This is a genomic window from Brenneria populi, from assembly GCF_036016195.1.
Lineage (GTDB): Bacteria > Pseudomonadota > Gammaproteobacteria > Enterobacterales > Enterobacteriaceae > Brenneria > Brenneria populi.
The window spans coordinates 19,706-44,579 of sequence record NZ_JAYWTM010000015.1; the positions used below are offsets into that span (position 1 = coordinate 19,706).

Below are 24,874 nucleotides of genomic sequence, written 5' to 3' on the forward strand. Positions count from 1 at the left end.
CGTTAAGCCAAAACGGTCGACGGCGCTTTAAACGCCAGCGGCAATTCCGCGTCGTCTTCAAACGTGACGTATTCCCACGCTTCCTGCCGGGCCAACACCGCCTGCAACAGTTTATTGTTCAAAGCATGGCCTGACTTAAACGCCGTAAACGCGCCGATGATGTTGTGGCCGCACATAAACAGGTCGCCGATGGCGTCCAGCATCTTATGACGCACAAACTCATCTTCGAAGCGCAGCCCGTCTTCGTTCAGCACGCGGTAATCATCCACCACGATCGCGCAATCCATACTGCCGCCCAGGCACAACCCACGGGACTGCAAGTATTCGATATCGCGCATAAAGCCGAAGGTGCGCGCGCGGCTGATCTGACGCACGAAGGCGTCGGCGGAGAAATCCAGGCGATAGCGCTGGTTGCCCGCATCAATGGCCGGGTGGTTGAAATCGATAGTGAAATCCAGACTGAAGCCGTTAAACGGTTTCATTTCGGCCCACTTATCGCCATCTTCAACGCGCACGGGTTGCTTGATGCGCACGAATTTCTTGGCGCTGTTCAGCTCTTCGATACCGGCATCCAGCAGCAGGTACACGAAAGGACTGGCGCTGCCGTCCATAATGGGGATTTCCGGCGCGTCAACGTCAATGACGATATTGTCGATTCCTAGCCCTGCAAGCGCGGCGTTAAGGTGCTCCACCGTAGAAATACGCACGTCATGCTCATTAACCAGGCAAGTACAGAGCATGGTATCACGCACGGATTTTGCATCAGCCGGAAAATCAACCGGTGGATTCAAGTCGGTGCGACGATAGATGACCCCGGTATTTGCCGGTGCAGGACGCATGGTCAGGGTGACTTTCTTGCCGGTATGCAAACCGACCCCTGTCGCCTGAACAATACGTTTTAATGTACGTTGTTTGATCATCATTTTATCTCGCATGTTACTGAACCTACCGACCTAGCATACACTAGGCTCGGTGGTACAGTTTAGCACAAAGAGCGGAGATTCCAACGTCGTCGGACGCGATTAGTCCGCCTGCTTACGCAGAAACGCCGGAATATCCAGGTAATCGGGCTCTTTATTGGTCTGCGGATTCTGATCGTTGACCACTTTGGCAGCCGGTTTTTCCTGTGTCAGCGGCGTCATGCCGTGCTGCTGGTAACGATGATCCATAACCGGCTGGCTAGCCTGCTTATTCGTCACCAGGGTAATTTCCGGACGCTTATCCATACCGATGCCGGTGGCGACCACGGTCACGCGCAGTTCGTCATTCATTTCCGGATCGAGCGAGGTACCGATAACCACCGTCGCGTTGTCGGAGGCGAACGCGCGGATGGTGTTGCCCACGGTTTCGAACTCATCCAGACGCAGGTCGAAGCCGGCCGTAATGTTGACCAGCACGCCGCGCGCGCCGGACAGGTCGATATCTTCCAGCAGCGGACTGGAGATCGCCATTTCGGCCGCTTCTTCCGCGCGGTCTTCGCCGCGGGCCACGCCCGAGCCCATCATGGCATAACCCATTTCGGACATCACGGTGCGAACATCGGCAAAGTCGACGTTCATCAGGCCGGGACGGGTAATCAATTCGGCGATACCCTGCACCGCGCCTTTCAAGACATCGTTCGCCGCGCCGAACGCATCCAGCAACGAGATGCCGCGACCCAGAACTTTCAGCAGCTTATCATTCGGAATGGTAATCAGGGAGTCGACGTGTTTAGACAGCTCGGCGATGCCCTGCTCCGCGAAAGCCATACGTTTTTTGCCTTCAAAATTAAAAGGCTTGGTCACCACGGCGACGGTCAGGATGCCCAGATCTTTCGCCACTTCGGCGACGACCGGCGCGGCGCCCGTACCGGTACCGCCGCCCATGCCTGCGGCGATAAATACCATATCGGCGCCCTCAAGCGCCGTACGCAGCGCTTCACGATCCTCTTCCGCTGAATTACGCCCGACTTCGGGGTTGGCGCCGGCGCCCAGACCTTTGGTGATGCCGCTGCCGATCTGAATCGTCTGCCCAACCGCCGTCTTGCGTAACGCCTGCGCGTCGGTATTCACAGCAAAGAATTCAACGCCTTCGATGCGTTCGCGCACCATATGTTCGACGGCGTTGCCGCCGCCGCCGCCAACGCCGATGACTTTTATCACCGCGTCGTTGGTTAATTCCATTGGTTCAAACATAGTTTCTCTCCGCTTTGTGCCTGTAACTTCGAGATCATAAACTGTGCTAAATGATCTCTTTGATAAATTAAAATTCTTTCCTCAGCCAGCTATTGATTCTCTTGAACCAGCCGCTCACTGAAGCGCGTTTTTCGACCTCATGCTCACCGCCCAGGTGAGACTCCTTACCGTAATGCAGTAACCCGACCGCCGTGGAGTAGTAAGGTTCCTGCGCATAATCCGTCAGACCTGTAATATTTAGCGGCTGACCGATGCGCACCTGAGTGTGGAACACCCGTTGCGCGCAGGCCGCCAGGCCGTCTATCTGCGCCGCACCGCCGGTAAGCACGATACCCGCCGCCAGATGGTGCTTAACGCCTTGTTGACGCAACTGCTCCTGCAACTGTAAAAGTTCGTCGTTCACCAAATTCAACAGTTCGGTGTAACGTGGTTCGATCACTTCCGCCAGCGTCTGCCGTTGCAGGCTGCGCGGCGGGCGCCCTCCGACGCTGGGAACCTCGACATTTTCGTCTTTGCCGACGATCGACCCCAGCGCGCATCCGTGACGGACTTTGATCGCTTCGGCGTCGGTCGGCGGCGTGCCGAAGGCGTAGGCGATATCGCTGGTCACCACGTTACCCGCGTAAGGGATAACCTTGGTATGCCGCAGGGCGCCGCCGGTGTAAACCGCGATATCCATGGTTCCGCCGCCGATATCGACAACGCAAACGCCCAGTTCCCGCTCATCTTCCGTCAATACGGCGTAGCTGGACGCCAAACCGGCGAAAATCAGCTGATCCACTTTCAGGCCGCAGCGCTCTACGGCCTTAACGATATTCTTCGCCATGTCGTTATGGCAGGTAATCAGGTGGACTTTCGCCTGCATACGCACGCCGGACAATCCGACCGGATTCTTAATACCTTCCTGGTAATCAATCGCATACTCTTGCGGAATCACGTGGAGAACGCGGTGCTCATCGCGCACGCGTACCGACTTGGCGGTATGCACCACGCTTTCCACGTCCTCCTGCGTGACCTCTTCTTCCGAGATAGGCACCATGCCTATCTCATTCTGACAGCTGATATGTTTGCCGGAGAGCGCCAGATAAACCGAGGAAATCTGGCAATCAGCCATCAGTTCGGCCTGGTCGATCGCGCGCTGAACGCACTTGACGACCGACTCAAGATCGTTGACGCCGCCTTTATCCATACCGCGAGACGGACAGCTGCCCACCCCGATAATATTGACCATGCCATCGGGCAGAACCTCCCCCACCAGCGCAGCCACCTTTGCCGTACCGATTTCCAGCCCAACTACCAGTTTTCTGTCCGTCGACTTGATCATTGTTGTTTAGCCTGTGCCTGATTCTGATTACTATTCTGTTGCCGATCGCCATCTTGCCGCCCATCGGCGTTCTGCTGTTCAAACAAGGCCGTCCCCCAGCCTACCGCCGCACCAGAGTCATATCGCAGATCGACATAGCTGATACGTTTGTTATCGCTCTGCGCCTGACGTTGCAACAGCGGATAAAGCTCGATAAAGCGATCTAAACGCCGGGCCCGATCGTCCCGCCCCAGTTCAAGGCGAGTATCGTCATTCAGCGCCAGCTGCCATGAATGGCGCGCGCTCATCGCCACCATTTTCAGGGTAAACTTTCCTGCGGCCAGCGTTCGGCTCATAGTCCGATACCCTTCCAGCACCTCTTTTTCGCTGCCTTCCGGTCCATACAGCAGCGGCATATTGCGGTTGCCGATGCGCTCGGCCGGCACGCTGAAAGAATTCCCGTCATTATCAACCATTAATAGGTCATTCCAACGCGCGACCGGAACATATTCAACCAGATGAATCTTCAATTCATCCGGCCACTGCTTACGTACGCTGGCCTGTTTGATCCACGGCAGACGCTCAATCTGCTGCTGGATCACGTTCACATCCTGGGTCATAAAGGTGCCCGGCGAACCCAGCGCTAAAATCGCCTGACGAATATCGTCGTTGGTGGTGTATTGCCTTTCTCCCGTCACCACCATTCTGGACAACGGCAAACGACTGGCGTCTTTCATCCATTCCACGACCATCCAGCCGCCCCAGACGATCGTCCCTACTACCATCAGCAGGAAAATCAATCCCGCCAGTTGGCCGCCATTACTGCGGCGCGTCCCGCGAGGCTCGTGTTCTCGTCCACGCGTATTCAGTGCTGCCTGCGACATATCAGTCAGCCAACTCCAGGATCCTGACAACCAGCTGTGAGAACGTCAGGCCCCGTTGCCGCGCCGCCATCGGCACCAGACTGTGGCTCGTCATACCTGGAGAGGTATTCACTTCCAGCAGATAAGGCGCGCCATCGCTATCCATCATCAGATCCACCCGGCCCCAACCGCTGCAATCCAGCGCGCGGTAAGCCGCCATCGACAGCTCGGCCAGCGCTTGCTCTTTTTCCGGCGACAAACCGCTTGGGCAAAAGTACTGCGTCTCATCCGACAGATATTTCGCCTCATAGTCGTAAAACGTGCCCGCGGCCTGAATACGAATGGAGGGCAGCACTTCATCGCCCAGGATAGCGACCGTATACTCCGGGCCGCTCAGGTATTTTTCCACCAGAACCTCGTCGTCATGGCGGAAAGCCGTCTCCAGCGCCGCCCGTAACTCGCCGATCTGGTTAACCTTGCTCATACCCACGCTGGAGCCTTCGCGGCTGGGTTTAACAATCAACGGCATGCCCAAGTGGACGAATTTTTTCGCCAGTTCATCCGCGTCGATGGCGGAAAAGGTCTGCCGGTTCAGAGCGACGAAAGGCGACACCGGCAACCCTAACGCCTGCCACACCAGCTTGGTGCGCAGTTTATCCATCGTCAGCGCCGACGCCATCACGCCGCTGCCGGTATAGGGCAGCCGTAAAAACTCCAGCAGGCCCTGTAACGTGCCGTCCTCGCCGCCGCGGCCATGCAGCGCGATAAAAATTTTCGTGAACCCCTCATCCTTGAGATGCGTCACCGGAAACTCGCGCGTATCGATAGCGTGGGCGTTAATCCCCGCTTCCTGCAAACCTGCCAGCACCGCCTGACCTGAAAGCAACGATACTTCGCGTTCGGCAGAGGTTCCACCAAGTAGTACAGCGACTTTCTCTGTCATGATGTTCCTCATTCACTTATCTGCGGCTGTAGCCTGGAATCAGCCAGTTTCCGCGCCAGCTTGCCAATATTGCCGGCGCCTTGCACCAAGATCAGATCCCCATCACGTAGCGCCTGTGACAACAGTTCCGGCAAAGTATCCACATCGGTCACTAAAATCGGATCAATCTTACCGCGTCCGCGAATGGTGCGGCACAGAGAGCGGCTATCCGCGCCCGGAATCGGCGATTCGCCCGCCGGATACACATCCAGCATCAGCAACACATCCACCTGCGACAGAACATGCGCGAAGTCATCGTATAGGTCGCGCGTACGCGTATAGCGATGCGGCTGGAAAATCATCACCAGACGCTTGTCCGGCCAGCCAGCCCGCGCCGCCTTGATGGTGGCGTCGACTTCCGTCGGATGGTGTCCGTAGTCATCCACCAGCATGGCGCTGCCGCTCTGGCCGTTAACCAGCTCCAGCGGGTATTCGCCTAAAAAATCGAACCGTCTGCCGGTTCCTTCAAATCGTTCCAACGCGCGTAAAATCGCCCCATCGTCTATGCCTTCATCCATCGCCACGGCGACGGCGGCGGCGGCGTTCAACGCGTTATGGCGGCCGGGCGCGTTCAGCGTGACGTGCAGCAGCGGCTTATCCTGACGCGCCAGCGTAAAGTGCCCCTGCGCGCCGACCTGCCGATAGCCGGCGATGCGCACATCGGCGTCATCGCTAAAGCCGTAGGTGGTGATATGGCGCCCGACCCGCGGCAGCAGCTCGCGGATGACGTCGTCATCCACGCACATTACCGCCCGTCCGTAAAACGGCAAATTGTGCAAGAAATTAATAAACGTCTGCTTCAAATTCTCAAAGTCGCCCTGATAGGTATCCATATGGTCGGCTTCGATATTGGTTACGATCGCCACCATCGGCTGCAAATGCAGGAACGAGGCGTCGCTTTCATCCGCTTCGGCGATCAGATAGCGGCTGGAGCCCAGACGCGCGTGCGTTCCCGCCGCCTTGACCAAACCGCCGTTGACAAACGTCGGATCCAGCCCGGCCTCGGCATAAATGCTGGCGACCATCGCCGTCGTCGTGGTTTTGCCGTGCGTTCCCGCAACGGCTATGCCGTGACGAAAACGCATTAATTCCGCCAACATCTCCGCGCGGCGAATCACCGGGATACGCGCCTCGTGCGCCGCCACGATCTCCGGGTTATCGGCGGAAATAGCGCTGGAAACAACGACCACGCTGGCGTTCAGCACGTTTTCAGCCCGGTGATGAAAATAAATCCGCGCCCCCAGCTCGCTCAGCTGTTGCGTCACGGCGTTCGGCGCCAGATCGGAGCCGCTGATTTCATAACCTTCATTAGCCAACACTTCGGCGATACCGCCCATGCCGGCGCCACCGATGCCGACAAAGTGGATGTGCCGGACGCGATGCATCTCGGGCACGATTGAACGCAGTTTCGCCAGTTGTTGAGTATTCACTTTTTTCTATCGCTACCTTATTCAATCCCCGGCGGCGGTACCGCCCGGCGATATTAAATTAATCAATCATCTAACCATGAACTACATCGGTAGTTCGGCCGCCTGCGGCGGCGCAGACCTCCGCCGCCACGCGCTCGGTCGCATCCGGAACGGACACCGAACGCGCCTTTTGCGCCATCGACATCAGCGTGGCGCGATCCCAGCGCGCCAGGACGTCGCTTACGGACGCCGCGTTAAACTGCGGCTGTTCGATAATCTTCGCCGCCCCCGCTTTTTCCAGCGGCAGAGCGTTCCAATATTGCTGCCGATCCTTATGCTGGAAAGGCACGAACAGCGCCGGCAATCCCGCCGCGGCGATCTCGCTGACCGTCAGCGCTCCGGAGCGGCATACCACAACGTCGGCCCAGGCGTATGCCTCGGACATATCATCAATAAATTCGGCGATCCGATGCTGAGTCTGGCCGGCCTGCCGATAGGCCTGCCGCACCTCCGCCAGAGCGCCTTTACCGACCTGGTGCCAAATCGTAATGCCGTCGCCTAAGCGCGCGGCGACGCCCGGCAGCGTCTGATTCAGAATCCTTGCGCCCTGACTACCGCCGATCGCCAGAACGCGAATCGGCCCGCTGCGTCCGGCCAGACGGATTTCCGGCGCCGGCAGAGCCAGCACATCGCTTCTTACCGGGTTGCCGACCACCTCCGCCCGCGGAAACGCGCCGGGGAAGGCCTGTAAGACTTTCCTGGCGATATGCGATAGCCAGCGATTGGTCAGCCCGGCGATGCCGTTTTGCTCATGCAGCACCACGGGAACGCCGCACAGCCAGGCGGCCAAACCGCCGGGACCGGAAACATAACCGCCCATCCCCAGCACCACATCCGGCTTATAGCTACGCATAATCGCCCGCGCCTGGCGCACGGCGCGGAAAATGCGCACAGGCGCGCTCAGCTGGGCTTTCAATCCTTTCCCCCGCAGCCCGGAGATACGGATAAAATCAATATCGATACCGTGCCGGGGCACCAAATCCGCTTCCATACGATCCGCGGTGCCTAACCACCGCACCTGCCAGCCTTGAGCCATCAAATGGTGCGCGACGGCGAGACCGGGGAAAACGTGTCCTCCCGTGCCGCCGGCCATCACCAGTAAACGCTTTCCTTCGCCACTCATCTGGCGCTCCTCGTAAACGCCTGCGCTTTTGTCAGACGCGTTTCAAAATCAATGCGTAACAACAAAACAATGGCCGTCGACATAATCAGCAAACTTGAACCGCCGTAGCTGATTAACGGCAGCGTCAGCCCTTTGGTCGGCAGCATTCCCGCCGCCGCCCCGACGTTTACCAGCGTCTGAAAACTGAACCAGATGCCGATGGAGCACGCCAGAAAGCCGGAAAAACGCTGGTCGATCTCCAGCGCACGCCGTCCGATGGACATCGCACGAAAAGCGACGAAGAATATCATTAACAGCGCTAAAACCACACCGATATAGCCGAGCTCTTCGCCTAAAATGGAGAAAATAAAGTCGGTATGCGCTTCCGGCAGATACTCCAGCTTCTGCACCGAATTTCCCAGGCCTTGCCCCCACAGTTCGCCCCGCCCGAACGCCATCAGCGATTGGGTCAACTGGTAGCCGCTGCCGAACGGGTCTTCCCACGGATTCCAGAAGGAGGTCACGCGCCGCATACGATAAGGCTCGGCGATAATCAGCAGGCAAACGGCGAAAATACCGCAGCCGATGATGGCCAGAAACTGCCACAGTTTCGCGCCCGCCAAAAACAGCATCGCCAGCGTAGTAATAAACAGCACGACCACCGTCCCCAGATCCGGCTGCGCCAACAGCAGCACGGCCAGCACCACCATCACGCCCATCGGCTTGCAGAAGCCCCAGAAGTTATTACGCACTTCCTCCACTTTGCGCACCATATAGCTGGAGAGATAGCAAAACAGCGCCAGCTTGGACAATTCGGCGGGCTGAATACGCAGCGGCCCCAGGGAGATCCAGCGCGACGCCCCGTTCACCGAGCTGCCGACCGCCAGCACCACCAGCAGCATCAGCATCGCCGCCAACAGCAGAACCGGGCTGTAACGTTGCCAAATCTCCATCGGAATGCGCAGCGTCACCATCGCCAGGGCGAAGGCCAGCCCCAGATACAACGCGTCGCGCTTGGCGAACAGGAAAGGATCGTCCGCCAAACGCTGTCCGATCGGCATCGAAGCCGAGGTCACCATCACAAAACCAATGACGGCCAGCCCGAACGTCAACCACACCAGAGTGCGGTCATACAGCACCAGGCTTAGCGAATCGCTCTCCCGCGACCCCATAACCCAGTTTCTTAAACGTTCGATTAACGCCAGCCCAGAGAAGCGCATTAGCCCAACTCCTCCGCCAAGCGGGCAAACTCATCGCCCCGGTGTTCAAAACTGCGGAACTGATCGAGGCTGGCGCACGCAGGCGACAGCAACACCATATCGCCGGGCGCCACGCGTCCCGCTATCAGCCGCATGGATTGCTCCATTGTCTCCGTGTTCTCGGCGATTTCCGGGCGCAGCGCCGCCAGCTGCCGGCCATCGCGGCCGAAACAGTAAAGCCGGATGTTATCGCCCTGAAAGTAGGGCAGCAAAGGAGAGAAATCGGCGGATTTGCCGTCTCCCCCCAGCAACAGATGCAAGGTGCCCTCGACTTTCAGACCGTTTAACGCCGCTTCGGTACTGCCGACGTTGGTGGCCTTGGAATCATTTATCCAGCGCACGCCGTTGCGTTCCCAAACCAGCTGGAACCGATGGTTCAGCCCGGTAAAAGCGGTCAGCGCGGTTAAAGCGGACGAGCGCGGAATGCCGACGGCATCGGCCAGCGCCAGCGCCGCCAGCGCATTGGTGTAGTTGTGTTGCCCTACCAGCTTGATTTCCCGGGCGTTCAATACCCGCTCCCCTTTAATCCGCAGCCAGGTTTCTCCCTGCTGGCGGTTCAGGTGGTAGTCGCCGACGTCGACGCCGAAGCTGACGCAGCGCTCATCCGCGCCGCGAACGGGCATCGTCAGCGCGTCGTCCGCATTCACCACGCACACCTTGGCGTTTTCGTAAATACGCAGCTTCGCGGCGCGATACTGCTGCAGGCCGAACGGATAGCGGTTGGTATGGTCTTCGGTCACGTTCAGAATGGTCGCCGCCGCCGCATGCAGGCTGCTGGAGGTCTCCAGTTGGAAACTCGACAGCTCCAGCACGTAAAGCCGGCACTCATGCTGAAGCAGCCGCAGCGCCGGCAGGCCGATATTTCCCCCCACGCCCACCTGCCAACCGGCGGCGCGCGCCATATCGCCGACCAGCGTCGTCACCGTGCTTTTACCGTTGGAGCCGGTAATCGCCACGATGGGCGCCTGGGCTTCACGGCAAAACAGCTCGATATCGCCGACGATTTCAACGCCCGCGTCCGCGGCGTCGCGCAGGATGGGGGTGGACAGGGCGATGCCCGGGCTTGCCACGATCAAATCGGCATCCATCAGCCAGGACTCATTGAGATCGCCGAGATGGCGCTCGACATTTTCCGGCAGCTTATCCAATCCGGGGGGACTGACGCGGGTATCCACTACGCGCGGCAGCACGCCGCGCGCGAGAAAGAAATCGACGCAGGAGAGGCCGGTTAGCCCCAACCCGATGATGACGACTTTTTTACCCTGATAGTCCACCATATTTTACCGTACCTTCAGCGTTGCCAGGCCGATCAGCACCAGCATCAGCGAAATAATCCAGAAACGTACGATGACGCGCGGTTCCGGCCACCCTTTAAGTTCATAATGATGATGAATCGGGGCCATACGGAAAATGCGCTGACCACGTAACTTAAAAGACCCTACCTGCAAAATGACCGACAGCGTTTCCACCACGAACACGCCGCCCATAATCACCAGCAGAAACTCTTGGCGCAGCAGCACCGCGATGGTGCCCAGCGCGCCGCCCAGCGCCAGCGAACCCACGTCGCCCATGAAAACCTGGGCGGGATAGGTGTTAAACCATAGAAAACCGAGCCCTGCCCCGACAATCGCCGTGCAGACGACCACCAGTTCGCTGGCGTGCCGGATATAAGGAATGTGCAGATAACCGGCAAAATTCATGTTCCCCGTCGCCCAGGCGACCAGCGCAAATCCCGCGGCGACGAATACCGTCGGCATGATGGCCAGCCCGTCCAGACCGTCGGTCAGGTTCACCGCATTGCTGGTGCCGACAATCACAAAATAGGCCAGCACGATGTAGAGCAGCCCGAGCTGCGGCATAACGTCCTTAAAGAACGGCACCACCAGCAGCGTCGCCGGCGTGTCCTTACCGATCGAATACATGACGAACGCCACCGCCAGCGCGATCAGCGACTGCCAAAAATACTTCCAGCGCGCGATCAACCCCTTGGTGTCTTTGCGCACCACCTTGCGATAATCATCAATAAAGCCGACAAAGCCGTAACCCAGCAGCACGACCAGCACGCACCAGACGTACGGATTGGCGAGATTCACCCACATCAGCACCGAAATGGCGATGGAGGCCAGAATCATCACGCCGCCCATCGTCGGCGTTCCCCGTTTGCTGAAATGCGACTCCGGCCCGTCATTACGCACCACCTGCCCAATCTGCAGCCGCTGCAGCCAGGCGATCAAATGCGGCCCCATCCATAAAGAAATCACCAATGCGGTCAGCAGGCTGACGATGGCCCGAAACGTCAAATAGGAAAAGACGTTAAAGCCGGAATAAAACTTGACCAGATGCTCGGCCAGCCACACTAACATGTTGCATTCTCCTGTAATGCGCGTACTACCTGCTCCATCGCAGTGCTACGTGAACCCTTAACCAATATGCTTATTATTTGGTGCTCAGACACCAGCGCGCCAAGTCTTGCAACCAGTGCGGTTTTATCCTGAAAATGTTCGCCATTGCCGCTCGCGCGGCCGATCAGCTCGCTTAACTTTCCTACGCTCAATACCTTGTCGATACCGGCGGCGCGCGCGGCTTCCCCTACCTGGCGATGACACTCCGCGGCGTGCTCGCCCAGTTCGCCCATATCGCCGACCACCATGACCCGGTATCCGGGCATTTCGGCAAGCACCTGCGCCGCGGCCGTCATTGAGCCGACGTTGGCGTTGTAGCTGTCATCCAGCAGCAGCTTTCCTTCCGCCAGCGCGATAGGAAACAGACGACCCGGCACCGCCTTGATTTGCGCCAGCCCGCTTTTGACCGCCGCCAATGTCGCGCCGACCGACATGGAGAGCGCGCTGGCGGCCAGCGCATTCGCCACGTTGTGACGCCCCGGCAACGGCAACGTGACGTCGATCCGCCCAAACGGCGTATGCAGATTGAACGTCGTCCCCTGGGCATGCACCTTGACGTCGCTGGCAAAGAAATCGACATCGTCGGCCGCCTGGGGCGAGAAGCGCCACAGCGTTTTATGATTCAGCATGCTCTGCCAGTGGGGGAAATCGTTGCTGTCCGCGTTAATAATCGCCGTCCCATCGGCGGGCAGGCCGGCAAAGATTTCCCCTTTCGCCTGAGCGACGCCGGCTAGAGAACCGAAACCCTCCAAATGCGCGGCGGCGAGGTTGTTGACCAAGGCGCTTTGTGGACGCACCAGATCGGTGGTGTAGGCAATCTCGCCGATATGATTGGCGCCGAGTTCAATGACCGCGAACTGATGCGCCGGCGTCAGACGCAATAGCGTCAGCGGCACGCCGATATCATTGTTAAAGTTGCCGGCGGTATAAAGCACATCGCCGCACTGACGCAGGATCGCGGCGGTCATCTCCTTGACCGACGTCTTACCGGACGAGCCGGTTAACGCCACGACGCGCGCGCTTGACTGCTCTCTTACCCAGCCCGCCAGTTTCCCCAGCGCCAGACGCGTATCCGGCACCAGCAGTTGCGGCGCATCGACAGGTAAGCGCTTACTGACAAGCAACGCCGCGGCGCCGCTTGTTAAAGCCGCTTCAGCATAGTCATGCGCATCGAATTTCTCGCCCTGCAGCGCGACGAACAGGCTGCCGGCGTTTAGCTTACGCGTGTCGGTTGAAACTTCATCGATCTCGACGTTCCCGCCAATCAATTCGGCGTTCAAAACCGCGGCTATCTGTCGTAAGGAGACGCGAATCATGCGATCACCCCCAGCAGGCGGGCGACGGTAAGACGGTCCGAATAGTCCAGACGGCGATCGCCAATCAATTGATAATCCTCATGGCCCTTACCCGCCACCAGCACCACATCCTTCTCTTGCGCCTGCATCACGGCGCGGGTAACGGCTTCCGCCCGCCCATGAATGACCTGAACGCGCCCGGCATCCAGAAAGCCCGACAAGATATCGTCGATAATGGCGGAAGGCGCTTCGCTGCGCGGGTTATCATCGGTCACCACGACGCGATCGGCCAGTTGCTCCGCGACTCCCGCCATAAGCGGGCGCTTACCTTTATCGCGATCGCCGCCGCAGCCGAAGACGCACCACAGCCGGCCCGCGCAATGCAGCCGCGCGGCCTCCAGCGCCTTTTCCAGCGCATCCGGGGTGTGGGCATAGTCCACCAGCACCATCGGGCGGCCTGGAGCGTGAAACGCTTCCATCCTGCCGCATACCGGCTGCAGATGCGCGCCGGCGGCAATCAAACGGCTCAGGGGATAACCCAGCGCCAGCAGAGCGGCCAGCGCCAGCAACAGATTGCTGACGTTAAACGCGCCTATCAGGCGGCTTTCAATCTCGCCCGGCCCCCAGCTGGAGTCGAAACGAATAACGGCGCCGTTGTCGCGATAATCGACGACGGTCGCCTTCAGCCAGCGGCCGCGGCAGCCGGGAACCAGGTTGTTTTCCATGGTGACGGCGACGGCATCCGGCAGCTTATCCAGCCAGCGGCGGCCGACGGCGTCATCCGCATTGATAATCATCTGCCCTACGCGATGCTCGGCGAACAGCGACCATTTGGCGGCTTCGTAATGCTCCATATCGCCATGATAATCCAGATGGTCCCGGCTCAGATTGGTGAACACCGCGGCGGAAAACGGCAGCGCCGCCACCCGACCTTGCGCCAGGCCGTGGGACGACACTTCCATGGCCGCGAAGGTCGCGCCGCGATCGACCAGTTGCCGTAACGTATGCTGCACATCGACCGCCGAACCCGTGGTATTTTCCGCCGGCGTAATGTGCCCCAGCAGGCCGTTGCCGACCGTGCCCATCACGGCGCTGGTTTCTCCCAACGCCTGGCTCCACTGCGCCAACAGCTGCGCCGTAGTGGTCTTGCCATTGGTGCCGGTCACGCCAATTAACTGTAATTTTTCAGCCGGCTGCTGATAGAAGCGTCCCGCCAGAGCGGAAAGACGCTGGTTCAGATTGCTGAGATACACCACCGGTACGCCATGCGTTTCATCCACCGTCCCATCGGCGGCTTCATCCCCGGCTTCGGCAATAATCGCCGCCGCGCCTTGCGCGACGGCCTGCGGGATATAGCGCCGCCCGTCCGTTTTGTGGCCGACGACGGCGACAAACAGATCCCCGGCAGCCGCATTGCGACTGTCTAATGTCATTTCCCGCAGCGCGCACGCCGGAGCACCCTGCACCCACGGCGCTAATAATTCGCGCAAATTACGATCTGCCACCTGAACCCTCTTCTCGATTAATCACAAACTCACTTTTGTCACCCGAGGGCAAGGCGTCAGGCTCTACGTTCATGGTACGCAGAACCCCCCCCATGATGGCGCCGAATATCGGCGCGGAAACCGCGCCGCCGTAATACTTGCCGGCCTGGGGATCGTTGATGACAACGACCAGAGCAAACCGAGGGTTGCTGGCGGGAGCGACGCCCGCCGTATAGGCGATATATTTATTGATATATTTACCGTCCGGCCCGACCTTTTTCGCCGTCCCGGTTTTAATCGCAATCCGGTAGCCTTTAATGGCCGCCTTGGTGCCGCCGCCGCCCGGCAGGGCGACGCTTTCCATCATATGAACCACGGTACGCACCAACGCCTCGGGAAACACGCGTTCTCCGGCAACCGGCGGATCGACCTTGGTGATCGATAGCGGGCGGAAAACCCCGAAGCTGCCGATGGTGGCGTAGACTCGCGCTAACTGTAACGGCGTTACCATTAGCCCGTAGCCGAAAGAGAAGGTGGCCCTCTCTATGTCAGACCACCGTTGTTTTTGCGGGTATAAGCCACTGCTTTCTCCGACCAACCCCAAATTGGTCGCCTTTCCCAATCCAAAGCGCGAGTATGTATCGACCAACGCAGAGGACGGCATCGCTAACGCCAGCTTGGAAACACCGACGTTACTCGACTTCTGAAGAACCCCGGTCAGGGTCAATTCGCTATAACGCGCCACGTCCTTGATTTCGTGGCCGTTAACATAATAAGGCAGGGTATTGAGAACGCTGTTTTCTCTGATCACCCCGCGCTGCAGCGCGGTCATTACCACCATCGGCTTCACGGTGGAGCCGGGTTCGAAAATATCGGTAATGGCGCGGTTACGCATAATATCTTTGGGCGTGCCGGCCAGGTTATTGGGGTTATAAGACGGGCTGTTCGCCATCGCCAGCACTTCTCCGGTGTTCACGTCGACCAGTACCGCGGTGCCGGATTCCGCCTTGTTGAAGGCCACGGCGTTGTTCAGTTCACGGTAGACCAGCGCCTGCAAACGCTCGTCGATGCTCAGCGCCAGATTGTGCGCGGCCTGACTGTCAACGGAGGAGATATCTTCAATCACCCGGCCGAACCGATCCTTACGCACGGTACGTTCGCCCGGCTGCCCGGTCAACCAGCGATCAAAACTCTTTTCGACCCCTTCAATCCCCTGTCCGTCGATATTGGTAAAACCAATCAGATGGGAAGTCACCTGGCCCGAAGGGTAGTAGCGGCGCGACTCCTGACGCAGGTTGATGCCGGGCAGCTTCAGTTTATGGATATATTCGCCGATTGCCGGGTTAACCTGGCGCGCCAGATAGACGAAACGCCCTTTGGGATTGGCGTTAATCTTCGCGGCCATTTGATCCAGCGGAATTTCGAGCGCATCGGAAAGCGCCTTCCAGCGCGTATCCTGGGTGATGCCGCCGTGGTCATTCAGCTCCTTCGGATCGGCCCAGATCGCATTGACCGGCACGCTCACCGCCAGAGGACGCCCCGCGCGATCGCTGATCATGCCGCGGGCCGTCGGTATTTCTTGTACGCGCAGGGAACGCATATCTCCTTCGCGCACCAGCTTGTCGGGGTTGATCACCTGCAGATAAGCGGCGCGTACCATCAGCCCGACCATCGCCAACAGGATACAGCTGCAAAGCAACGCAAAACGCCAGCTAACAAAGCTGGCCTGGTCTTCCTGGCGTTTTAATCTTCCTGTACGAGCTGCTTTCATGCTTAATTGAATGCCTGTTTAGTTCATTGCTTGACCACAATATTTTCCTGTGACGGATCGACATGCCCCATTTTCAGTTTTTCCGTCGCGATCCGCTCAACGCGGCTATGATCCCCTAACGAATTCTCTTCCAGAATCAGGTTGCGCCATTCAATGTCCAGCGCATCGCGCTCCAGCAACAGATGTTCACGCTCCGAAGTCAATAAACGCGTTTTATGCGCCGTCGTTACCACAAACACCGCGGAAACCAGAACGGCGATCATCAACAGTGTCGGGATCTTGGCATTACGCAGCAGATCCTCGCCGATAACGCCGACCAATCCATGACGTTCATGCCCGATCATGCCGGCAGTCTCTCGGCAAATCGCAGGACGGAGCTGCGGGCGCGGGGATTTTCCGCCACTTCCTCAGAGGAAGGCATCATTTTCCCCGCCGACTTCAGCGTTTGTCCGCCCTGGCTGCGCAGTTGCTCTTCCGTCAGCGGCATGCCTGCCGGCACCTGCGGACCGCGGCTCTGCTGGCGGATAAAGCGCTTCACAATACGGTCTTCCAGCGAGTGAAAGCTGATGACCGACAGGCGGCCGTGCGGAGCCAATGCGCTCAACGCGCCGTTCAACGCCTGTTCAATCTCTTCCAGCTCGCTGTTGATATAAATCCGGATCGCCTGAAAACTGCGCGTCGCCGGATGCTTATGCTTCTCGCGAATCGGGCTGGCGGCCGCGATCAGCTCAGCCAGCTCTTTGGTTCGCGTCATGGGCTCGACGCGGTTACGCTCCACAATGGCGCGGGCGATACGCTTGGCGAAACGCTCTTCGCCGAATGTTTTCAATACCCAGGCGATATCATCCGCTTCCGCTTTCATCAGCCATTCCGCCGCCGCGACGCCGCGCGAGGGGTCCATACGCATATCCAGCGGGCCGTCGCGCATAAACGAAAAACCGCGTTCGGGATCGTCAAGCTGCGGAGAAGAGACCCCCAGATCCAGCAAGACGCCATCAATACGGCCGGTAAGATCGCGTTCCGCCACGTAGTCCGCCAGCGCTGAAAACGGGCCGTGAATAATGGAAAACCGGGGATCGTCTATCGCTTTAGCGGCTTCAATAGCCTGCGGATCGCGATCGATAGCCAATAAACGTCCTTCCGGACCCAGTTGGGAAAGAATAAGGCGAGAGTGGCCGCCGCGGCCAAAAGTACCGTCTATATAGATTCCGTTACCGCGAATGTTCAGACCGTTAACGGCTTCATCCAATAACACGGTTGTGTGTTTATAATTTTCCGGCATGACTATAGTGATAAGTCCTGCAATCGCTCAGACAGCGCTTCCTGAGTCGACTGTTCTGCGTCGATATCGTCCTTGACCTGTTGATACCAAGTCTGTTCATCCCACAGCTCAAACTTGTTGAACTGCCCGACCAGCATCACTTCTTTAGTTAGGCCCGCATGTTGGCGTAGCGTCCCGGCAATTAATAAACGTCCGGCATTATCCATCTGACACTCGCTGGCATGTCCCAATAACAAACGCTGAACGCGACGTTCGGCGGGGATCATGCTCGACAGACGAGAAAGCTTCTGTTCAATAATTTCCCACTCGGGCAAGGGATAAAGCAGCAGACATGGCTGGTGAAGATCAATGGTGCAGACCATTTGACCCTGCGATTCCTCGTTCAGCGTATCCCGGTAACGGGTTGGCACGGCAAGCCGCCCTTTGCTGTCGAGATTAACCAGCGTAGCCCCACGAAACATTCCTGAGTTACCCCTTCGCCACCTTTTTCACCACTTTATCCCACAAATTCCCACATTGAAGAGTGTACGGAGGGTATGAAAACCTTGTCAAGCCAGAGCGGGCGCGCTTTGGAATTATTTCTGCATGGATTTGGGCCGACATGAGGATAGAAAAAATAAGGATGGATAATTAATGAAGATTAACGTCATGAAAATTTAAGAAAAATTCACTCAAAAAATAAATTTACATAAAAAAATGGCAATAAATTCTCATCAATCGATTATTTTTACTGTCACAGACTGATACCAAATATAAACACTTCCAGAATAGTCCTAGCTCGACGCAGACCGGACCAGACAAGGCTTGCAAGGATTGAGGCCATTATACTGCCAACGATAAGATTTGCTCAACATCACATTTTTGACATCCCCGCTCATTGTTTCTTTATTAATCGCCAAATCGAGCGAAATTTACATTTCCGCCGCGCCGACTTCACAACCGAAGGAAATAAAAACACTGTTTATATAAACAGATTAATTATCCCCTGCGACATTTAATGGTTATGGTTAAAAGCGGGATAGCCTATTCCCGACATTTATTATCCGCCGCAAATATCCGCCTTTTTATTAATATAACTATCCGCATGAGCCGCTGCGGACAAAAAACACAACTCATTGTTTAAAAACATCTTTAACAATCATTGCGCCATAAACTAGCGATTCCGCGCATTGCCGGAAATAAAGTAGCGAAAAAGCTGATTAAACGGTTAGAAATAAATATTTTTAGCTACTTATTAAGCAACACTGCAGTGATCTACACTATATAAAATTTTAAAAGCAAAACAAAAAACCAAAAGATCGGCATTCGTTCCGACCTTTGTGCTCTTCGCCATCCCAAGCTGGAGTGAGTGAGTATGTTCTCCTCGACATCACGATTACGCAACGCAAGCGCGGATACCTTCGCGCTGGTCATCTACTGCTTTATCACCGGCATGGCGATCGAAGTCGGGCTGTCCGGCATGAGCATTGAACAATCTTTTTCTTCTCGCCTGCTCTCCATTCCGGTCAACATCGTGATCGCCTGGCCCTACGGCCTCTACCGCGACCGGGTGCTCGCCTGCGCCACACGCCATCTATCGGAACATTTGCTGATACGCAACCTCGCCGACCTGTTCGCCTATGTCAGTTTCCAGTCTCCGGTGTATTTCGCCATTCTTTGGGCTATCGGGGCCGACGAAGCGCAGATGTTGACCGCCGTCGCCAGCAATGCGGTTATCTCGATGGCGATGGGGGTGCTGTATGGCTACTTTCTGGAATACTGCCGTCGGTTATTCAAGGTGGCGGCGCCCCGTCAATTTCACGATGCCAATAGGCGGCAGCCGAATTAACGCCCCGCGCGGCCGGATTATCGGCGCGCGCGGGAAGATGCTACTCGCTCGTTTTCGTCTTACGGCGCCGCTTGGCAAGCTGCGCTTTTAAGCGGCTGCGTTTCAGGTCGGAGAGGCTGTCGAGCAACGAGAGCCCGTCCAGGTGATCGATCTCATGCTGCAGACATACGGCGAATTCCCCGCCTGCGTCAATTTCCCGGCGCTCGCCGTCCGGATCGAGAAACGTCACCGTCACCCGTTTTGCGCGCTCCGCCGGCATGGGATGCCCGGGAATGGAAGAACAGAGTTCCAGATGCGACGTCTTCTCTTCCGAGCTGGCGGTTATCTGCGGGTTGATCAAAGCCAGACGCTGACGCTCGCCATGTTCGTCCGCCATATCGATGGCGATGATGCGCAGCGGAATGCCGAGCTGGATGGCGGCAATCCCCGAATCTTTCATCTCATCAATGACGGAGAACATCCGTTCGATCGCCGCCTTCACGCTATCATCTATGGCGCCGACAGGGCGGGAAACCTGTTGCATCCGCGGATCGTCGATCCATAGCACATCAGTTGCACTCATCGTTATCTCCGTTAATTCGACTCGCTTTCTGTAGCGATATAAGCTTTGTCCGCAATTTCTCATCATGCGCGTACAGGTAAAGCCCGTAAATGGCGCGGGTCATCAGCACATTGACGGCATTGAGCATAATGCGCTCTTTCACCGCTTCACTGTCGTCAATCTGCGCCCTGCCGTGAAAAGCCGTGCTGTCTTCGTATCTGGCGGGATCGAGCGCAATCCTCTCGTTCCGCGCATCCCATGCCACCGAGGGGCCCAGGATCAGACCGACGTAGTTCAGATCAAAGCCCTGAACGGTATAGACCGATCCCACTTCGTCGATGGTATCTTCCCGCTCCGCCCACGGCAGTCGCTCGCTGGGTTTCGAGCGGTCCCAACGCAGGCGAAACCGCCCTTCTTCGATAAAATAATCCTGTCCGTCCAGCCGATAAGGGTAGTCGTAAGTGGACAGCATGCGCGACAGCCCGCTGGAGGCATTTTTTTCTTTTACGGCGTCGTACATCGCCTGAGCGTCATCGAACACCCGGATTTCGAAATCACTTTTCCTTCCGGCGGCGGAAGACGGCAACGGCAGCAGCTCGCGCCGGCAGAAACTGCGGATCCAGCGCTGGACCGCCGCGTCGGCCCGCATCCTGAACTGGTGTTGCAGCACATAAACGTCTTGCGGCCACTGATTCATCATGCGCGACAGCCGGCTCTCGCTCCACAGGCTCTTAAATTTCAGCACCTGCCGCTCGTCGAACACCAGAACGACAATCCGCGACAGGCGGATAATTTCCTCTAAATGGTTATCGAAAAAAAAGTGGTTGTAGCTATCGCGCCGGGTCAGCAACAGGTGCGCTTCATCAACCAGAACGATATCCGCTATCGCTCCGCGTTTGTCCATGCGGTTGATAAAGGTGGTGGGCCGCTCATAATCCTTCTTCCGCAGGCTGGGCTGATTGTCCGCCGCATTTTTGTAGGCTTTAAGCATCTCGGGGTGGTTAACGAGCAGATAGTTTTCACTGCCGTACAGCGGGTGACGCGGTTGAAGGCGGGCGTGGGTCTGTATGTCGCAAAAAACGGCGTTCAATAAAACGCTTTTGCCGGTTCCGGCTTCCCCGTGAATCACAAAGAAAGCATGCCGATCGCCTCGATGCGTATTCAGAAAATCCTCAATACGGCGTTTCAATGCGTACTGTTCGTCGGCGAGCGTTTTTTCCGGTGAGAGCTTGAAGCTGGCTTGATTGATTTCTGACATGATAAACAGTTGATTTATGAATATTGCGTCCGTTGCCTGCAGGCGCCATATTTTCCAGAGGGTCATATGGCGCAATGAAGCGCGGAATTAACGTCGGCTGAGCGAACCTCGGCGATAGAGGTTGCGGCGGATACGGTTAAGCCCCGGCTTCGGTCTTTTCGGCTCATCCAGGCTAGCCAGCACCAGTTCCAGTACCCGCTCGGCCACTTCACGATGACGCTGGGCGACGGATAAAACCGGGCACTCCAGAAAATCCAGCAATTCATTATCGCCAAAGGTGGCAATCGCCAGATTGTTCGGCAAACGCCCGCTCATTTTCAACGTGACGTCCATTACGCCCTGCAAAAGCGGGAACGCGGTGGTAAACAGCGCCTTAGGCATCGGATGATCTTTAAGATAGTCGGCAAATACCGTCGCCGCGACGCCGCGTTCGTAACTATTGGCGTACAGGTAGCCCACTTCGCGGGGATCGCCGGCCCAGGCCTGACGGAATCCCTGCTCGCGCAGAAAACTGACGGAAAGCTCGGGCAGCGCGCCAAGATAAAGAACGGATTCCGCAGGAATTTTTCTCAACTCCTGGGCCAGCATCTCGGCATCTTCAAGATCGGCGCCGACCACGCTGGTAAAGTGTTCGCGATCCAGCGCCCTATCAAGCGCGATAATAGGCAGACTGCCATTGGCCCAACGCTGATAGAACGGATGTTCGGGCGGCAGCGCCGTCGACACGATGATGGCGTCGACCTGGCGTTGCAGCAGATGTTCGATACAGCGCATTTCGTTATCCGGCTGATCTTCGGAGCAGGCGATCAGCAGCTGATATCCGCGTTGCCGCGCCTGGCGCTCGAGATAGTTGGCGATGCGCGTATAGCTGGTATTTTCCAGGTCGGGAATCACCAGGCCGATAGAGCGCGTGCGTCCGGCGCGCAGCCCTGCGGCGACGGCGTTGGGGTGATAATTATGCTCTCTGACCACGGCCATGACTTTTTCAACGGTCTTATCGCTGACGCGATACTGTTTTGCTTTTCCATTGATCACATAACTGGCGGTAGTGCGTGAAACACCCGCAAGACGCGCGATTTCATCCAGTTTCACGGAAACCCCTTAATAAGCCGGATAAATAAATAGAGCGATGACCATAAGCTCCTCATGGATATGGCGTAGATCTAACCGCAGACGCCGCTGAACAGCAACCGCTTTTATCACATACCCGCACATTTCAGATTGCCGCCGATCCATAGGTTAAAATCAGGCGATACGGCATCTGTAGATGCAAAAGTAAAAAGACCCGATGATGACCGGGTCTTGTTAGCTAAATAGCCTTAGCGCATGATTCTGTCGCCTCGCGATACGCCGACGATCCCGGAGCGAGCGACTTCCACGATCTCCGCCACTTCGCGCACCGCGTTCAAAAACGCATCCAGCTTATCGCTGGTTCCCGCCAGCTGTACGGTGTAAAGCGAGGTGGTGACATCGACGATCTGCCCGCGGAAGATCTCGGCGCAGCGTTTCACCTCCTCGCGGCCGTAGCCCGTGGCCTGCAGTTTCACCAGCATAATTTCACGCTCGACGTGGGCGCCTTGCCCCAGCTCGCTAACGCGTAGTACATCCACCAGCTTATGCAGCTGTTTTTCTATCTGCTCCAGCGCTTTTTCGTCGCCGACCGTCTGAATGGTCATGCGCGACAGCGTTGGATCGTCGGTAGGCGCCACGGTTAGGCTTTCGATGTTGTAGCCGCGCTGAGAGAACAGACCGACGACACGCGACAGTGCGCCTGATTCATTTTCCAGTAATACCGATAAAATCCGCCGCATGATCAGGTCCTCTCCGTTTTGCTTAACCACATTTCATCCATCCCGCCGCCGCGGATCTGCATGGGATAAACATGCTCGCTGCTGTCGACATGAACATCCACGAACACCAGACGATTTTTCTGCGCCAATGCCTGCGCCAGCTTGCTTTCCAGCTCATCGGGCGTATTGATGGAAATACCGATATGGCCATAGGCCTCCGCCAGCTTGACGAAATCCGGCAGGGATTCCATATAGGAGCTGGAGTGGCGGCCTGAATAAATCATATCCTGCCACTGCTTCACCATCCCGAGGAAACGGTTGTTCAGGTTAACCACCACAATCGGCAGGCCGTATTGCAGCGCGGTGGAAAGCTCCTGGATATTCATCTGGATACTGCCGTCGCCGGTGACGCAGATAACCGTCTCCTGCGGCAACGCCAGCTTGATGCCCAGCGCGGCGGGCAGCCCGAACCCCATGGTGCCCAGCCCGCCGGAGTTGACCCAGCGACGCGGAAGATCGAAAGGGTAGTAAAGCGCGGCGAACATCTGATGCTGGCCCACATCCGAGGCCACATAGGCATTACCCTCGGTCAGACGATACAGGGTCTCAATCACCGACTGAGGTTTTATGCTATCGCCCTCCTGGTGATATTTCAGGCAATGGCGCGCCCGCCATTGCTCAATATGTTGCCACCAGTCGCGCAGGGCGTCGAACTGCTGCTGAGCGCCATCCTGCGCTAGCAACTCCAACATCAGGGCCAACACCTGTTTGGCGTCGCCGACGATCGGCACATCCGCAGCGACCGTTTTGGAGATCGACGCCGGATCGATATCGATGTGTAGTACCGTCGCCCCGGGACAATATTTCTCCAGATTATTGGTGGTGCGATCGTCAAAACGTACCCCGACGGCAAAGATCACGTCGGCATTGTGCATAGCCATATTGGCTTCATAGGTGCCGTGCATGCCGAGCATCCCCAGGCATTGACGGTGCGTTCCGGGGAAGCCGCCCAACCCCATCAGTGAGGTGGTTACCGGCAGATTGAGCTGTTCCGCCAGCGTCAGCAATTCCTGATGGCAATCGGCGCTGATCACCCCGCCGCCGCTGTAGATAATCGGCCTTTCCGCCGCCAACAGCGTTTGCAGCGCGCGCCGAATCTGCCCTTTATGTCCCTGAACCGTCGGATTGTATGAACGCATGCTGACATGATCGGGATACATGTACGGCAGCTTATTGGCCGGGTTCATCACGTCTTTCGGCAGATCCACCACCACCGGGCCGGGACGGCCGCTGGATGCCAGATAAAAGGCTTTTTTCAGTATGGTTGGAACGTCTTCCGCCTGCTTGACCAGAAAACTGTGTTTCACAATTGGGCGGGAGATTCCCACCATGTCGCACTCCTGAAAGGCGTCATAGCCGATCAGGGATGTGGCGACCTGGCCGGAAAGCACCACCATGGGAATCGAGTCCATATAGGCGGTAGCGATACCGGTAATGGCGTTGGTCGCACCGGGACCGGAGGTCACCAGCACCACGCCCACTTCGCCCGTGGCGCGCGCATAGCCGTCGGCCATATGCACCGCGCCCTGTTCGTGGCGCACCAAAATATGTTCAATGCCGCCAACGGTATGCAGGGCGTCATAAATATCCAGCACTGCACCGCCGGGATAACCGAACACATGTTTTACGCCCTGATCGATTAACGATCGGACCACCATCTCGGCGCCTGACAACATCTCCATGGGTTTTGCCTCTTTTATTCAGAAAGCGGGTACGCTTCTATATAGACAGGGGGAATCCCCGTGCTCAATTTTGCCACTGCTATTTTATTCAACAGCGCATTTATTATATACCTGGCGGACTAACCTGAAGCCAGTATCTCCGCGCCGCCGCACGGTAACGGTCGTATAGGATTTGGGCAGCAGTCTACCGTTATCCGCTAAAACCGCAACGTTATTTAACGGCGTAGCCGTCCCCCCTGCGCGTTTAATCGTTACGCATCAAAAGAAATCAAATATTGACATAACCCTGCTAATCAAGTACCAATAGGGACAGCAAACCCATTTTCAGA

At 57.2% G+C, this 24,874-nt stretch carries 22 protein-coding genes; 1 reads left to right on the top strand and 21 read right to left on the bottom strand.

From position 1 onward, the window contains the following. Positions 1–2: 2 nt before the first annotated feature. The 16 genes from lpxC to mraZ form a co-directional block, all read right to left on the bottom strand. Positions 3–920 carry a UDP-3-O-acyl-N-acetylglucosamine deacetylase gene (gene lpxC / locus VSX58_RS14960; RefSeq protein WP_327618911.1) on the bottom strand — a complete coding sequence of 306 codons (918 nt, stop codon included), beginning with the start codon at positions 918–920 and terminating at the stop codon, positions 3–5. Positions 921–1,022: 102 nt separating this feature from the next. Then, positions 1,023–2,174 (bottom strand): cell division protein FtsZ, encoded by a 1,152-nt coding sequence (gene ftsZ, locus VSX58_RS14965; RefSeq protein WP_172290714.1) that lies wholly within the window; start codon positions 2,172–2,174, stop codon positions 1,023–1,025. Between the two features lie 67 nt (positions 2,175–2,241). Continuing rightward, a complete protein-coding gene (gene ftsA / locus VSX58_RS14970) occupies positions 2,242–3,498 on the bottom strand; it encodes a cell division protein FtsA (protein WP_327612130.1) in 1,257 nt (418 codons plus the stop codon). Continuing rightward, complete coding sequence (gene ftsQ, locus VSX58_RS14975; protein WP_327618793.1) at positions 3,495–4,361, bottom strand: cell division protein FtsQ; 867 nt, start codon at positions 4,359–4,361, stop codon at positions 3,495–3,497. The genes ftsA and ftsQ overlap by 4 nt, the downstream gene beginning before the upstream one ends. Position 4,362: 1 nt before the next feature. Continuing rightward, entirely contained in the window at positions 4,363–5,283 is a 921-nt protein-coding gene (locus VSX58_RS14980) for a D-alanine--D-alanine ligase (RefSeq protein ID WP_327618794.1), read from the bottom strand. Positions 5,284–5,291: 8 nt separating this feature from the next. Continuing rightward, positions 5,292–6,752 (bottom strand): UDP-N-acetylmuramate--L-alanine ligase, encoded by a 1,461-nt coding sequence (gene murC, locus VSX58_RS14985; protein ID WP_327618795.1) that lies wholly within the window; start codon positions 6,750–6,752, stop codon positions 5,292–5,294. A 70-nt stretch (positions 6,753–6,822) separates the two neighbouring features. Further along, on the bottom strand, positions 6,823–7,914 hold the full coding sequence (gene murG / locus VSX58_RS14990) for an undecaprenyldiphospho-muramoylpentapeptide beta-N-acetylglucosaminyltransferase (protein WP_327618796.1): 1,092 nt from the start codon (positions 7,912–7,914) through the stop codon (positions 6,823–6,825). Next, positions 7,911–9,113, bottom strand: a complete 1,203-nt coding sequence (ftsW, locus tag VSX58_RS14995; RefSeq protein ID WP_327612135.1) for a cell division protein FtsW — start codon at positions 9,111–9,113, stop codon at positions 7,911–7,913. Before ftsW ends, murG begins: the two co-directional genes overlap by 4 nt. Beyond that, positions 9,113–10,429, bottom strand: a complete 1,317-nt coding sequence (gene murD / locus VSX58_RS15000; RefSeq protein ID WP_327618797.1) for a UDP-N-acetylmuramoyl-L-alanine--D-glutamate ligase — start codon at positions 10,427–10,429, stop codon at positions 9,113–9,115. Before murD ends, ftsW begins: the two co-directional genes overlap by 1 nt. A gap of 3 nt (positions 10,430–10,432) precedes the next feature. Further along, positions 10,433–11,515 (bottom strand): phospho-N-acetylmuramoyl-pentapeptide-transferase, encoded by a 1,083-nt coding sequence (mraY, locus tag VSX58_RS15005; RefSeq protein WP_327618798.1) that lies wholly within the window; start codon positions 11,513–11,515, stop codon positions 10,433–10,435. Then, complete coding sequence (gene murF / locus VSX58_RS15010; RefSeq protein WP_327618799.1) at positions 11,509–12,870, bottom strand: UDP-N-acetylmuramoyl-tripeptide--D-alanyl-D-alanine ligase; 1,362 nt, start codon at positions 12,868–12,870, stop codon at positions 11,509–11,511. Before murF ends, mraY begins: the two co-directional genes overlap by 7 nt. After that, positions 12,867–14,354, bottom strand: coding sequence for a UDP-N-acetylmuramoyl-L-alanyl-D-glutamate--2,6-diaminopimelate ligase (gene murE / locus VSX58_RS15015; protein WP_327618800.1), 1,488 nt, complete (start codon positions 14,352–14,354; stop codon positions 12,867–12,869). Before murE ends, murF begins: the two co-directional genes overlap by 4 nt. Beyond that, the gene (locus VSX58_RS15020) at positions 14,341–16,104 is read right to left on the bottom strand and encodes a peptidoglycan glycosyltransferase FtsI (protein ID WP_327612140.1); all 1,764 of its coding nucleotides are present in this window, start codon (positions 16,102–16,104) and stop codon (positions 14,341–14,343) included. Before VSX58_RS15020 ends, murE begins: the two co-directional genes overlap by 14 nt. Before the next feature lie 23 nt (positions 16,105–16,127). Then, on the bottom strand, positions 16,128–16,448 hold the full coding sequence (gene ftsL / locus VSX58_RS15025; protein ID WP_319604624.1) for a cell division protein FtsL: 321 nt from the start codon (positions 16,446–16,448) through the stop codon (positions 16,128–16,130). Further along, positions 16,445–17,386: a 16S rRNA (cytosine(1402)-N(4))-methyltransferase RsmH gene (gene rsmH / locus VSX58_RS15030; protein ID WP_327618801.1), complete on the bottom strand. Its 942-nt coding sequence runs from the start codon at positions 17,384–17,386 to the stop codon at positions 16,445–16,447. Before rsmH ends, ftsL begins: the two co-directional genes overlap by 4 nt. 2 nt (positions 17,387–17,388) lie before the next feature. Next, positions 17,389–17,847, bottom strand: coding sequence for a division/cell wall cluster transcriptional repressor MraZ (gene mraZ, locus VSX58_RS15035; protein WP_239782261.1), 459 nt, complete (start codon positions 17,845–17,847; stop codon positions 17,389–17,391). An 893-nt stretch (positions 17,848–18,740) separates the two neighbouring features. Here mraZ and VSX58_RS15040 point away from each other — a divergent pair. Then, complete coding sequence (locus VSX58_RS15040) at positions 18,741–19,214, top strand: L-alanine exporter AlaE (RefSeq protein WP_327618802.1); 474 nt, start codon at positions 18,741–18,743, stop codon at positions 19,212–19,214. 40 nt (positions 19,215–19,254) lie between these two features. On the opposite strand, the gene def is transcribed toward VSX58_RS15040, so the two are convergent. From def to ilvI, 5 genes are all read right to left on the bottom strand, one after another. After that, a complete protein-coding gene (def, locus tag VSX58_RS15045) occupies positions 19,255–19,776 on the bottom strand; it encodes a peptide deformylase (RefSeq protein WP_327618803.1) in 522 nt (173 codons plus the stop codon). Beyond that, entirely contained in the window at positions 19,763–21,013 is a 1,251-nt protein-coding gene (locus tag VSX58_RS15050; RefSeq protein WP_327618804.1) for a DUF2075 domain-containing protein, read from the bottom strand. Before VSX58_RS15050 ends, def begins: the two co-directional genes overlap by 14 nt. 87 nt (positions 21,014–21,100) lie before the next feature. Then, positions 21,101–22,105, bottom strand: a complete 1,005-nt coding sequence (cra, locus tag VSX58_RS15055) for a catabolite repressor/activator (protein WP_327612145.1) — start codon at positions 22,103–22,105, stop codon at positions 21,101–21,103. Positions 22,106–22,332: 227 nt separating this feature from the next. After that, positions 22,333–22,824, bottom strand: a complete 492-nt coding sequence (ilvN, locus tag VSX58_RS15060) for an acetolactate synthase small subunit (RefSeq protein ID WP_327618805.1) — start codon at positions 22,822–22,824, stop codon at positions 22,333–22,335. A 2-nt stretch (positions 22,825–22,826) separates the two neighbouring features. Beyond that, complete coding sequence (ilvI, locus tag VSX58_RS15065) at positions 22,827–24,545, bottom strand: acetolactate synthase 3 large subunit (RefSeq protein WP_327618806.1); 1,719 nt, start codon at positions 24,543–24,545, stop codon at positions 22,827–22,829. Positions 24,546–24,874: the final 329 nt, after the last annotated feature.